The sequence below is a fragment of the Gracilibacillus orientalis genome (assembly GCF_900114645.1).
Taxonomy (GTDB): domain Bacteria; phylum Bacillota; class Bacilli; order Bacillales; family Amphibacillaceae; genus Gracilibacillus; species Gracilibacillus orientalis.
On the sequence record NZ_FOTR01000014.1, the window covers coordinates 71221 to 85512 of the forward strand.

Annotated in this window: 10 protein-coding genes and 1 pseudogene; 1 reads left to right on the forward strand and 10 read right to left on the reverse strand. The window is 36.9% G+C overall.

Features of this window, described 5'->3' with window-relative positions; genetic code table 11:
- Positions 1–9: 9 nt before the first annotated feature.
- From BM121_RS19015 to BM121_RS19045, 7 genes are all read right to left on the reverse strand, one after another.
- Complete coding sequence (locus tag BM121_RS19015; RefSeq protein ID WP_091485602.1) at positions 10–1011, reverse strand: NAD(P)/FAD-dependent oxidoreductase; 1002 nt, start codon at positions 1009–1011, stop codon at positions 10–12.
- Between the two features lie 22 nt (positions 1012–1033).
- Positions 1034–1393 carry a Rieske (2Fe-2S) protein gene (locus tag BM121_RS19020; protein ID WP_091485604.1) on the reverse strand — a complete coding sequence of 120 codons (360 nt, stop codon included), beginning with the start codon at positions 1391–1393 and terminating at the stop codon, positions 1034–1036.
- Positions 1394–1406: 13 nt separating this feature from the next.
- Entirely contained in the window at positions 1407–2465 is a 1059-nt protein-coding gene (locus tag BM121_RS19025; RefSeq protein WP_091485605.1) for an amidohydrolase family protein, read from the reverse strand.
- A 261-nt stretch (positions 2466–2726) separates the two neighbouring features.
- The gene (locus BM121_RS19030) at positions 2727–4253 is read right to left on the reverse strand and encodes a glycine betaine uptake BCCT transporter (protein ID WP_091485607.1); all 1527 of its coding nucleotides are present in this window, start codon (positions 4251–4253) and stop codon (positions 2727–2729) included.
- A gap of 686 nt (positions 4254–4939) precedes the next feature.
- Complete coding sequence (locus tag BM121_RS19035) at positions 4940–6016, reverse strand: alanine/ornithine racemase family PLP-dependent enzyme (protein WP_217649330.1); 1077 nt, start codon at positions 6014–6016, stop codon at positions 4940–4942.
- The gene (locus tag BM121_RS19040; protein WP_091485609.1) at positions 6013–7101 is read right to left on the reverse strand and encodes an N-acetyltransferase DgcN family protein; all 1089 of its coding nucleotides are present in this window, start codon (positions 7099–7101) and stop codon (positions 6013–6015) included. The genes BM121_RS19035 and BM121_RS19040 overlap by 4 nt, the downstream gene beginning before the upstream one ends.
- Positions 7102–8482: 1381 nt before the next feature.
- Positions 8483–11227, reverse strand: coding sequence for a dynamin family protein (locus BM121_RS19045; RefSeq protein WP_091485610.1), 2745 nt, complete (start codon positions 11225–11227; stop codon positions 8483–8485).
- Positions 11228–11798: 571 nt separating this feature from the next.
- Here BM121_RS19045 and BM121_RS19050 point away from each other — a divergent pair.
- Positions 11799–12710 (forward strand): glycine betaine ABC transporter substrate-binding protein, encoded by a 912-nt coding sequence (locus BM121_RS19050; protein WP_091485612.1) that lies wholly within the window; start codon positions 11799–11801, stop codon positions 12708–12710.
- Between the two features lie 42 nt (positions 12711–12752).
- On the opposite strand, the gene BM121_RS22745 is transcribed toward BM121_RS19050, so the two are convergent.
- The 3 genes and pseudogenes from BM121_RS22745 to BM121_RS19060 form a co-directional block, all read right to left on the reverse strand.
- On the reverse strand, positions 12753–13094 hold the full coding sequence (locus tag BM121_RS22745) for a hypothetical protein (RefSeq protein WP_425432265.1): 342 nt from the start codon (positions 13092–13094) through the stop codon (positions 12753–12755).
- Positions 13077–13409, reverse strand: a pseudogene (locus BM121_RS22750) (MFS transporter); the annotation flags it as partial. The pseudogene BM121_RS22750 and the gene BM121_RS22745, both read right to left, overlap by 18 nt.
- A gap of 47 nt (positions 13410–13456) precedes the next feature.
- Complete coding sequence (locus BM121_RS19060) at positions 13457–13912, reverse strand: SRPBCC family protein (RefSeq protein WP_091485613.1); 456 nt, start codon at positions 13910–13912, stop codon at positions 13457–13459.
- Positions 13913–14292: the final 380 nt, after the last annotated feature.

Here is a 14292-nt window from a genome sequence, read left to right on the forward strand (position 1 = left end):
GCGTTACTTTTATACGCCACTTAAAACGCGTGTACTATGAGGAGGCTGTATTTTCACATTTGGATCAATATAATGTTTGGCTTGGCTTATGGCAGTAGGAGCTTCACCAAATCCGGAAGCAATCAGGTTGACCTTACCAGCATGAGTTGTAATATCACCAGCAGCAAAAATACCTGCAATGTTTGTTTCCATTTTTTCGTTTACTATAATTGAGTTTTTTTCAAGTTGTAATCCCCATTGGTTGATTGTACCTAGATCTGAAAGGAATCCATGGTTGACGATTAAGGAATCTATGTCTATGGTATCTGTTTGGACTCCTTTATTTTCTTTGAGTGTTATTTGTTCAAGTCGCCCGTTTTCTCCAATTAAATCGTCAATGATCATAGGGGTTTTAATTTCCACACTTGATGCTTTTAATTGATGAACATTGTGCTCATGTGCTCTGAAATCTTCTCTCCGATGAATGATTGATGTTTCACTCGCAACTCCTTCTAACATAAGTGCCCAATCTACTGCAGAATCTCCGCCACCAGCCACACATACTTTTTTTCCTTTAAAAGATTGTAGATCAGTTATCGAGTACAATAAGTTATTTCCTTCATATAAATGTGCATCACTATGTTTGAGACGACGAGGCTGAAAGGCACCGGCACCACTTGTGATAATAATCGTTTTAGCATAGTGGACATCTCTTGTTGTCGTTACTTTAAAAAGTTCATCACTTAATTTTTCTACATGTTGAACATTTTCTTCAAGGCAAATTTCTGGCTGAAACTGACTTGCCTGCTCTTCTAATTGTTGAACGAGGTCTTTTGCTAATACTTTTGGAAAACCGGCAACATCATATATATATTTATCTGGGTATAATGCCATCAGTTGCCCTCCAACTTGTGGAAGACTATCTATTATTTTAACAGACATTTCACGCATTCCTCCGTAAAAAGCGGTAAATAAGCCTGTAGGACCTGCTCCAATAATAATAGCGTCAACTATATTTTCAGATTGATTCATTACTTCTCACCTACTTGATTTCTTATTTATAAATAATTACATGATCATTTTCAATTTTTACATTATAATTAGGGAGTTTTTTGTTAGGATTTGCTAACATTCTACCTTCATTTTTGATATCAAATTCTCTACCATGCCAAGGGCAACGAATAATTTCCCCTTTTCGGCAATAATGGTATTCTCCTGGTTGGCTTTCTTCTGTCGTTGCACCACAAATCATCCCCTTGTCTAGTGGGGCACCTTGGTGTGTACATTGATTGAGAAAGGCATAGAATTCTCCATCTAGCGTACGGCAGATCACTACACTTTGTTTTCCAAATAAGGATGCTTTCATTTGTCCTGGTTCTAGGTCAGATGTTTTACATACTATTTGTTCTTTCATGTTCATTCTCCTCTCACTTGGGCAACTTTGGATAAAATGCTTTGGCATTCTCCGCAAAAATTTTCTTCTTGAGTTCTGGATCCATCTTTGGTAGCGCCCGTGTTGGTGAATCATAATCCCAATGTGGATAATCCGTAGAGAAACAAAGGATCTCATCTGTACCCATTTGTTCCACAAGGGATGCAAACTCTTGTTTTGTCAGTTCTTCTGCTGGCTGTGTTGTTACTTTAATTTGTTGTTTAAAAATATCACTTGGCTTTCGTTTTAGCCATGGTACTTCATGTCGCAGATCACGATATTGTTGATCCATTTTCCACATCAAATGCGGAACCCATGTAAAGCCACCTTCAATCATTATTAGTCCGAGTTTTGGAAATTTATCAAAAACACCATTAAAAATCATGTTTGTAACTTGCTTCATATGTGCGGTTGGGATTAATGTATGCCACTCAATAAAATACCTTGGCCATTTGCCATAATAAACGGGTGGTTCATTGTGATGCATTCCAATCATTAATTGATGCTTTTCACAAGCTTCAAATATAGGATGATAGAATGGATCACCCCACATAATGTCATCGATTGGCAATAAGACTTGCACCATTTTTGGGTGGGAACCAACTCTTTCAATTTCTTTAATCGCTGCATCACGATCCTGTGCGGCAATATGAACTGATCCATATAAACGGTCATCTTTGTCTAACCATTCTTCGATTTGCCAATCGTTATAAGCTGATGCTAAAGCCGTCGCCATTTCATACCATCCATGCATAGATGATGGAGACGGATCGAGGGCACTTGTTAAAATACCATATTCATGGCCGATATCATCAAGTAACTGTTTTTGCATAAAAGCTAGGTCAGATCCACCGGGACGACCATCAGGAGTAATAGCATCCGCTCGATCTACACCTGCCACAGCTGGTTGGGTATATGGCATATGTTTTTCTTGTATCCAATGACAATTGGTAATGTAATGACGAAATGGTTCATCAAGGTACTTTAGGATATCCTTGTATTGAACGCGTTCGTGAATATCCGTATCCACGATCGCAAATTGATTTGTAGTCAAAGCAAATTCCTCCAATGAATTTATTGTTTAGAATACTTTGCATTCTATCAGAGGAATGAATGCACACCCAAATCTACTGAGTGGTATTGAGTGGCATCTATCTTGCTCAGTGAAGCTCAGTGATGTTCAGTGAAGCTCAGTGGCACTTTTTTACTTTTCGAGAATTATATTTACCAAAGTAGGATATATGACTAAGGAGCAAATGGGCAGAAGCATAAAAAAACCATCCTCAACAATGACATGTTAAGGATGGGGTGAGTATTAATCTGTATTTGTGGATTGTTTATTTTTATTTTTTCGACTCTTTCTTCTTTCCACTTCTTGCCTTACCGTTTTGTAAAAGGAAACTATCATCAAAAACATAATAACAGAGAACGGTAGTGCCGCAATAATCAACATATTTTGCAATCCTTGTGTACCACCGAAATAAACGATAATAGCTGCCATTGCAGACATAGTAAGTCCCCAAGTGATTTTAATAGAACTTGAAGGATTAATTGAACCGTTTGTACTTAGCATTCCAAGTACAAAAGTAGCAGAGTCTGCAGAAGTTATGAAAAAGATTGCAATAACAACAATCGTAATCATCGACATAACATCACCTAACGGGTAATGCTGTAGAACGCCAAATGTTGTCGTTTCAAGAGAATACTCTGAAATCAAATCGATTGCGTTTTGTTCGATATTCAAAGCTGAAACGCCAAAGACAGAGAAAAAGATAAAACATACTAATGCTGGTACAAATAGAACGCCTAACATAAATTCTTTGATAGTACGCCCTTTGGAAATTCTAGCAATGAAAATACCAACAAACGGAGCCCAAGAAATCCACCATGCCCAATAGAAGATCGTCCAATTGTCAATCCATGTCCGACCTTTCTCATTTAATGGGGATATACGGAAGCTCATATCAAAAAAGTTTGCAATATAACTGCCAAATGTGGATGTAAACATATTTAAGATATATAAAGTTGGTCCAACCGCAAATAGCAGTACTAATAAAGCAAATCCTAATCCCATATTGATATTACTCAAATATTTAATACCTCGTCCAATACCAGACCAAGCAGACAAAATAAATAACACAGTGGAAATACCTAGGATGAGTAGTTGCATGTTAAAAGTATTTGGTGTATTGAACAGATATGATAACCCACCATTGATCTGTGCAGACCCAAAACCTAGCGTGGACGCAACACCAACAACGGTTGCAAAAATCGCTAAGATATCAATTAATTTCCCGGCCATACCATGCATACTTTTTTCTCCTAAAATAGGAATAAGCGTTGCACTAATTAAACCTGGTTGATCTTTACGAAATTTGAAGTATGCTAAAGATAGCGCCACAATTCCGTATACTGCCCAAGCATGAATACCCCAATGAAAAAAGGAAAACTGAAGAGATTGTTTGATCGCTTCTTCGGAACCAGCTTCAGCCCCTGGTGTACTTTTAAATGCATGAGAAATCGGTTCAGCTGTGGTCCAAAACACCAATCCCATTCCCATTCCTGCGCTAAACAACATGGCAAACCATGAAGCTAAATTGTAATCGGGAGTATCATTTTCTTTACCTAATTTAATACTACCAAAGCGCGAAAAAATGAGATAAATACAAAAAGCTAAAAATATCATAATAGTGATTAAGTAATACCAACCAAACACTTCGGAAATATAAGTAGTGATAGCTAAAGTAATTTCTTGTAAATTATCCGGATTAATCGCTCCCCAAATGACAAGTGCAGCGCAAATAGAAAGCGAAACCCAAAATACTGATCTGTTTTCTTTCACATTTTCACCTCAATTCAAAATTTTCAAACGATTACCATTATTCTAGTACCTACCGAAATAGTAAATACCATTCGACATATTTGTGAAATATAATACAAAAGTCCACTCATTTTTGTATCTTATGTCGTTTTTCAAACACTGTTTTACATACTAACATATGATACTTTTATTTCAAATGATTAAAAGTCTTCCAAACTATTTCATTTCAAATCACGTTTATCACACAAACTCAAAATTATTGACGAACACCGTTCATATCGTGTTTTAAAATAATGAATCTTCTTTTACACATTTTTATAGCTGTTTAATATGATAGTTTCGTTGCACAAATAGTTTTACAAACTGATTCGATTCTCTTAAAACAAAAAAAGACCCAGCAAATAGATTTACTAGGTCAATGGTAGTTATTAACGTTTTTGAAGTGGATTAATTCAGTTATGATTATGGAAAAAGAGCATAACTAAAAGCGCTCGGGAGAGGCAGAGGCATAGTTTTCCAAACACTTCCCTCGCTTCTCTAAAACGCTTGTGTTAAAACTTTATTTACGAAAAAATTCTCTTCTGACCATTCTACCGTTCGTTTGGTAAATGAAATGTACAACAATTCAATGCAGATAAAAAGATATAGTTTTATTAGCCTACACTATTAACATACCAAAAGATACGTTGAAGAATACCATCGATTACCTAAATACTATTGTTGTATTTTTTATATACATATGGGGATGTCATGACAGAAAGAAGAGCACCATAGTTTAAATTGAAGGTTACTTCATCCCCAACTACTAAGTTATTTTTTTTGGCATCGAGGACAGTATGGTCACTGCTGGAACCAAGAATTTCAATATCCAACATTGGTATTAGTCCAGCCACCAGTACATCTTGACTTCCTACTCCAAGAATAACTCTGCTCATTTGTCCACGATCTTCAAATTGCTGAAAGTCCCCAAAAGCATTCTGGCCTATTTCTCCGTAAGGTATAGATGGTTTTGTTTTCGATTCAATAATTTCTGTAACGAAAGTAAACGCGTCAGTATATAAATCTGGAATTGCCATTCGGTTTAAAGTTTCACGTCCTAAATAAATAGATTCACCCAACCTTAAGTTATTAACTTTCCCAACACTATCAGCTGCCATAAACCAATTATAATTGGCCGAGTTTCCTCCTGATACATATGATAGAGGAAGAGAAAATTTCGTTTCCACATCGCTAGCCAGTTTAGATACATCGTTCATTTTTTGTTCGTTTGGTTGGACTCCTCCAAAACAAGCAAAGTTCACACTAATACCAACCATTTTAATCCCTTTAAGCCCCAAGACCTCTTGAATGAAATTATCGATATTTTCAGGCATTATCCCTTCTCTTAAATCTCCCATTTCGATCATTAGCATAATTTTATGCACGGTGTTATTTCGTAAAGCAGCTTCAGATAATTTTTTAATAACAGAAAGTTCGGTGTTAATGCTAATATCAGCATTTTTTACAACCGAATCAATTTCACTTAAAGCAGGTATTCTTAATAAAACAAAATTCGCCTTAATGCCTGCATCACGCATTTTCTTTAAATTTAACAATTTAGAATCTGCGAGCATGTGAATTCCCTGATCCAATAATGTCTTTGCAATTTCTGGAGCTCCACATACCGTTTTGGTAACGCCCATTAGCTCGATATTTTTAGTGCCGTATATTTCAACTAACTTCGCTGCATTATGTGCGATTTTGGCAAGGTTAATTTCGACCCGCGGTATAATAGACTCGATCAATTAAACAATACTTTTTTCTGTTTGCTAATCAATTTTGGATAAGCTTTAAAAATACTTTCGGTCAGTTTGTCGCACCCTAATTTAAGAGCATCGGTCGTCGGAAGTTTAAGATCTTCTTCATAATCTGTAATCGTTGTCATAAGTTCTTCATTAGACATGTTTTCATGGTTAATAGTCACAGCGATCACTTCTGCCTTTGAGAAGTTTTCAATGAGATCGATTTCACTTTTTACCGTTGGCATTTCTATATAACTGAAATCACCTAAATGTGGTCGTTTAGGTGCGTGTTGAATAATAACCGCCCCAGGTCTCGATCCTCTTATAATTCCACACGAACTTATATATGCAGGATGACTTAATGCCCCTTGGCCTTCAACGATAATAATATCAGGGTTATCGTTTTCATAAGCTTTCATGATTTCGTTCTCAATTTCACCTGTCATAAACTGAGAAGGAATGGCATCAATAGCAACACCGTATTTCGCACCTTGTATTAGCCCTGTTTGTCCAGTTGCAATAAAAGCAACCTTTAGGCCCCTTTCAAACAAAGCTTCTTCGAGTAGCACCGACGTTGTTCGCTTACCTATTGCGCTATCCGTACCCAAAACGGCTACGACTGGTGTATCGATTTCTAATATTCGGCCAGAAAAAAGATGCATATCCTTTTTTTGTACAGGCTTTCTCACGTCAAGGATCGTTACATCAAACTGTTTAGCAAGCTTTATAAATTCCTCATCATCTGTGAAAAATTCATGAAGAGGATTAACAATATTCATTCCTAGTTCCATTGCTTTAAAAAGGAGATTTCTCTCATCTATTTTCAAAAATGCCTCAGAAGGAGCTATTCCGTAAATGAATTGATCAGGGACACTCTGTAAGTTTTCAAGTGCATGAGCAAGACTCTTGAATATAGGAATTCCATTTTTTTCTCCTACAAGGAATTCACCCGCATCCATTCCAACCTTTGTACTGTCGATTACTCCGACAATATCAAATTTTCTTGAGTTTCTAACCAGTCCATTAGCTGTCTTTCCGTCCATTGTTCCAAAATTATTATCACAATATACTATTGCTTTTTCTTTCATAAGACTTTTCCTCCTAAAATCTATTTTCACTGAAATCTCCGCGCAAAAGAGATTTTACATCTTTGGGAAATAAACACCTATCCCATATAGAAAAAAGACTATAAGTTGAAAAATGTAATTTTCAGAGTAAAAAAAATATTCATGCGTCATATAAGTATAACACAGTTAACGATAATTATTTGTTTTATTTTTCCAAAGCTTGATAATAACAATCAAAATTTTTAAAAAGGAAGATTCAGTCTGGTTTTATACATATGATATAGTGTTGATCAAAAAAAACGACCCGGTCCTTATCTTTAACTCAGATGCTGTGCGCTAACTCCATGTAGTAATGTTGACATGTTTATCACGGTGCTAACCGTCTGTAAGCCCCCAGCTTCAAGTAACACAAGGAAGCTAAGTGGGGACTAACAGACGCTAACACCCTGATAAGTTTCGCTAATGATCAGTGGGGGTCAATACCCCCACTGATCATAGTCTCACTTTATACAGTAACCCCCCCCCCGCTTCGGCTGCCCACTCCCCCTTTCCGTGGGGTTTTTCCCTCAGCTAACTTTTTCGCGCAAAAACCGCTCGAAAAAGTGGATCTTCAGGAAAAACGTGTCCCACTGGAGTTGAAGTGGGCGGCCTACGCTGAATCATGGCTCTACAACATGTGTCAGACCTAGAATCTTGGGTTATTATCCCTGTGGAAGTGCAAAAGATATGGCGTTAAAAATCACTAATAATGGTTATAAAACCAATATGCCTTTTCTACTATTCGTTGTAGAAAAAGGTATAGCGGAGGCCGAACGTTTCGACTCCTGAGGGATTAGCATGATCTGAAGATCCACTTTTGCAGGAGCGAACTCCTCCTGCAAAAGTTAGCTGAAGAACATGCCCCTAGGAAAGCGAAACGGTCAGCCGCAGCGGTCGGCTTGCACAAACCATCTTTCAAAATGACAAACAGGTGAAGTACACATCTTACTCCATCTGACTATCTATCCTTGCTTTTTTAAATGACATGTTTTGCATCAACCTTTTCCTATTTTACTTGCTTATAAAGTGAGACTATGATCAGTGGGGGTTTTGACCCTCACTGATCAATAGCGAAACTTATCAGGGTGTTAGGCGTCTGTTATCCCCCCTTAGCTTTCTTGTATTACTTGAAGCTTGAAGTGGGGGTCTTACAGACGGTTAGCACCGTGATAAAAGTTGTGATACCTATGGTTATATACTTTCTTGTCATACAAAAAAGACCCTATTTTCGCAAATCTTTATTTTTACGAAAACAGGGTCGGACGAGAATTTCCATTTATTTTTTTTATTTGATCCACCTACAGTACTTAATTCGTGAGCATTCTCGGCCATTTAATGAAAAAGATCTTCCATTTTAAACAGATTAACTATTTTTATAGATTCGTTCATCTTCAATAGTCATCCATTCATATTGACGAAGCTTTATTTCAAACAAAGTAATTGGATTACGGTGTAACTCAGGTCTTTTACGCATGTCACTTAGGACACCTTTATTTTCTTCAATCTCATCATATGTTTCTGCTAAGATCGCATTTAACACTTTATCCGGATCCGTGAAGAATATGTTAATATCCCGTTCCAGAGATTTCTCAAATAACTCGAATTGCTGCATAAATTCATCTATAATTATTTCAACTGTTTTACTGTAGTCTTTTCCTTCAATATACTGTTTATATTTATCATGGAGAGTTTCTGTATTTTTTGATAAAGCACCCATAAGCTTGCCTGCACTTTTCCATAAAAATTGTGAAATGGTAAATTGGCTTATGAAAGTTGCCTTAGTCAACTGTATATTTCCCCTTGTCATCCGATCCATATCCCGATGCCAGTCATACAGCACCTTACTGTCACACTCGAAATATATCTTTTCTTTACCGTATAGATGATTAAAACTCTCGCTCATTTCATCTAAGTACGCCTGACTGTCATTCAGTTCCCTTTCACTATTTTCAATCCATTTTTGGAGTTCTACATATAAATCTGGTAAAACCGCTTCTTCAATATAATTATTGATTCGTTTATTTATTTTATCGTTAAGTTCCATATGAATTTTCCCAAAATCACTGTCTTCATTAACCACTTCAGAACTTTTTCGAATCAATTCTGGAATCTTTATCGTCAAATCCTGTCTACATTCCTCTATAATTTTGCTGTATGACTTTTTAATGACTTGAACCGTATTCTCTTCTATGTCACATAACTGATTTTGTGCACCCTTAAGTTTGGTAACCATCTCTTCATTCCATTCAATATTATCCATTAATGAATATTCCACTTCTTCTCGTTTTTCAAGCAAAAGCTGAATTGATTTCTTAATATAGTACAGAATCTTAGCCGTGCGCTCCTCTTCTAGGCTATGCCCATCCATCATCGACTTAGTAAAAGCAGAAAAATCGTTTATTTGATTTTTTCTTTCTGCATTTGTGGAAAAAGTGAAGGCTTTTGCATTTGAGAAGTAGGAATCGATCCTAGCTATTATTTTCTCAGTCCGTACCATCGCTTCCTGACTGTCAGTATTTCGGTCCATTTTGCATAATAGAAAATGAATAGGTAGATCTGGTGCCTGCTCCTTGATTCTAACAGCCATATCAAGCTCGTTACCTGTCAGGTTGGAGTCCGCATTCAAAACAAACAGTAGGCTATCCGCTAAATACAGATATTGATTTCCATCACTTCTAAATTGATCTTGATCTGTAAGCCCTGGGGTATCTATTAGGGTAAGCTTATTTTCATTTAAAAACGATACCGGCATCTTACATGAAATAAATGTTTCCTGTTTTTTGATTGATTCTTTAAAATCGTTATGTTCAGCTATGCTTCTTTCTCCTTCATTCGTAATAGCATGAATTTGCGCATTATCTGCATCTTTATAAAGGACAGTAGCGTTAGCAGGATCTTCTGACAGCTCCTCATCGAGCAACGTGTTCACAAATGACGACTTTCCACTCGTCTCTGTCCCAGTAATCATTAGATGGTATTGATTTAAATCCTGTAACTCCTGAACAATCCACTCGTAACGTTTATCCAATAGTAAGCCTTCACCCTCTGCCCATTCCATGATGGACTTGAAAAGCTTGAATCCATCTTCTATACCATCCTGATAACGAGCAGATCGGCTTAACAGACTTTCCGCCTCACTAATAATAGAAGCTTCAATATCGGACGGATAAATTTCGCTCCACGCTAGTACAGCTGATGAAGCTATTACCGCATCAGAAGATGTAGATATTTTCATCCAATTGGTTAAATGACTTGGTATTAAATAAGAAAATTCTCTTATTAAAAACTTTCCATTCATTAATTCAAAGTATGTTAACCTGAACAAATTGGAAAGCTTACTCCATACACCAGAACGGCCTGGCTCAATGCTCAGCAGAAGATTGTTTATCTCTTCAAGCCATGGAAAATACAAATCATTTTGTTTATAACTATTCCATAGTGCTGTTGATAAGCTTTCAAAGTGATTTTGATCGATATTATATAAAGTCATTAATACTTCACTAAAATAGTTTGGCAATATTTCTTTAGTATGGCCTTGTTCTACATACTCTTCTAAAACCACAAACCATGATAACGACTTTGTTCGCATTGACTCATTCACTGCAAGATCAACAGCATTGTCCCAATCTTGTTGGTCTTCAAAGAAAACACGCGCCACATTAGTTACATCAGGATAATCTGGGTTTAATTCTACTGCATTCTTAATAGAGTCAACTGCCTTTGCATGTTTCCCCAGCTGTATGTAAAGTGAAAATAGTTGGAGAAGTACTTCCGTTTTTAAAACATCAGATTCTGTTTCAACTTCATTATAATAATCCTCAGCAATGGCAAGTAAATTCATATTAGCATGAGCATCTGCTATATTTTTCTGTGCCCAAGGCTTTAATTCATTAGAAACGTTTTCCCATTTAAAAATGGCCGCCTCAAAATCTTTACATAGATAATAAACCTCTCCCTGAGCAAAGCGAATATATGATAGATCAGGCATTTCGTTTTGTTGCTCATCTATATACAATTCTCCCAAAGTCTTGATTGGATCCGCATCTTTAATACCTTCTATAAATGTATGATAATAGGATTTACTAATTAATTGTTTCTCCATTGTCATCCCAATCCCCCATATTGCCTTATTTAATAATATACAATTGCGTTAAAAAACTCTATCCTATATTCTAACAAACATAGCCCTTCACAATGTTTCAAAACTATATCAATTATACTACAATTTTGTATCTCCCGTCGGAAAATGAGAAATGGAATTAAAAAGAGTGAACTAAACATATCCGTTAACTCTCATAAACTGCTTCTTCAAACCGAAACCTTTCTCAACGATTTTTCGATACCAAAAGTAAGATCGTTTAACTTTTGGTATCGAAATTGACTAAAATCACGCTTTACCTCTTGACTTTTAATCTCAACACGTTAAGATAAAAGTATAAAGAACGTTTTAAAAAAATTTAACAAACTTTATTTTATTATGAGGGGTTGTTCAAAATCGAGAATTAAAATAGGAAAAGTAAGCTTTCTATAGAACGGTAGCTTAAGATTACCGATTTCTATATGTCTTATCTCTTCTGAATAAGAGATAAGTTTTTGTATCACGTTTTCATTAAAATATTTCTAAACAAATTTTATATTCGAAATATTTTAAATTAATATTTGGAAAGGGAGTTTCAACAATGAGCAAATGGAAAAAAGAACTTAGTATTATTTTAGCGCTGTTAGTGATTGCTGTACTGACAGCATGTGGAGACACTAATGATGCATCGAACAGTGAACAAACAGAGGTAGAAGAAGAAGCAAAAACAGAAGTAAATGATGAAGAAATAACGATTGGTCAAATTAGTTGGGCTGAAAATATCGCCGTAACAAATATGTGGAAAGCTATTCTAGAAGATAAAGGTTATAATGTGAAGTTAAACGTATTGGATATGGGTATTACGATGCAAGCTTTAGAGAGTGATGATCTAGATGTTAGTTTAGAAATATGGTTACCGGTTCAAGATGCTAATTATTTTGAAAAATATAAAGATACGGTTAATTTCTCAGAAGCTACTTGGTTTGATAATGCTAAAGTAGGACTTGTTGTTCCATCCTATTTAGAAGAAGTTAATAGTATAGAAGACTTAAATGAACATAAAGAATTGTTTGAAGGCGAAATCGTTGGGTTTGACCCTGGTGCAGGTACAATGGATGTAACAAAAGAACTTATTGAAGATTATAATCTTGATTTTGAGCTCTTAACAAGCTCTGAACCTACGATGTTAGTGGAGATTGGAGAAGCAATAAAAAGTGAGGAACCAATAGTGGCACCACTTTGGACCCCACACTGGATATTCTCCAAATATGATTTAAAATTCCTGGAAGATCCGCAAAACATCTACGGTGGAGTAGAAAAAATTCACCATGCTACAAGAGATGGATTTAGTGAGGATTATCCAAAGATTAGCGAATGGTTTAAAAATTGGAAGATGAATGACGAACAAATTGGTCAACTAATCGACTATGTAGAAAATGCTGAAGAACCACTTGATGGGGCTAAGGAATGGATCGATGAGAATCAAGAATTGGTTGACGAATGGGTAAAATAAAGACAAGATAAATCAGGAGCTGGTCTCACATTTTTTGTGAGATTAGCTTTTTTTTATATTTAACCTGACACCCCCTTTTATAGTGCAAAATAATTCCTGAAGTGACAGTGGTGTGATTTCCCATAACTCATGAGTCGTAAAGCCAGTAGCTCCTACAGGGATTGGAATAGCGCCATTATTTATTGAAATATCAAATTCTTCCTTCATGCCATTAGCACCTATTGTTTTACCTGTCTTTTGGTCTTGCTTATTACCAAAGATAAAGATTGAAACACCTACACCTGAAAGCATATCTCCCCTATATTTAGTACATAATTCATTTCGTGGGAGTTCACCAGTTGTGACTTGAGGAAAAGGTCTTGATTCCAGGATGGAGGGGGCCAGAGTAGCTCCAGCAACCCCTAGCAAAGCACGGGCTCCAATCAACATTTCAAGACTTGTGGAGAATGTGAAAACCAGTGAACTAATTCCGAATGTAGTCGCACCGATCAAAAGTAGTTTACGACGACCGATACGATCTCCCAGCGTTCCCATCGTAATCAAAAACCCTGCTACCATGAACACGTATATGTCCATAATCCACAACTGTTCAACACTACTGGCACCCAGATCTGCACTCAAATATGGTAGCGCCAAAACCAGTACGCAGAGATCAATTGCAACTATCAGGGATGCCAGAACCAATACCGCTAGCCCGATTTACTCCCGTATGCCCGCCTGCTGGTTAGACCCGGTCATAGCATTTGTCATCGATTATCTGTTGACTCTTTCTGTAGATACTCGCCAAGTTTGTCCAGCATGATCTTCGTTCCGTGTTCACGCTGAGCTGCCGTATCATGGCCGTCGAGGAAGACTCCTTGCTCGGTGTAGATAAGCTGAGTGCCAGCTTCTGCATGCTTGAACTCCACCGTGGTCACGGATACCGATATACGTGTTTCATCATGATCCATCGTATAGGAATAGACGATGCGCTGATCCGGAACAATCTCCTGATAGCAAGCATCAAAGGTAAAGACTGGTCCTCCTTTAGGACCACCTTGATTGTACTCCCGCCCGCCAACTCGAAAGTCGAATTCGTCAGCCTTCGGAAACCACTTTGCCTTGGCTGCGGGATCGGCCCAGGCGGTGAATGCTCGTTCAGGTGGAGCATTATAGGTCTTTTCAATGACAAAAGTGTCGTGTGTTGCAAAGCATTTGTTCATCATTTATTCCTCCCTTTAGGTTGGTTCATTTGAATGCTTGTCGAAAAAGTCGCCAAGCTTGTCGAAGTGGTGCTCCATACTTGATCGTCGTTCAGTAAAAAACTTTTCATGGCTCTTTTTCATCATGCTTAATAATTTTGTGAAATCCTCAACCGCCAACAGCTCTTACATTTCCATCAGACTCGATGTTAAGTGAAAATAAAGTTGTTTACTTTCTAAGATGAGAATCCGCATATATCCGTTGAAAAATGTGGCTTGTTCAAATAATAGTTGTTTACTTTTCATGTTCAGACAGTTATTGCGCGTATTAACTTTATGCACCCGAATACCGTTATTCTAGCGACCTAGCGGTGTTAGATCAAGGTAGTTCAAGGAAAAAA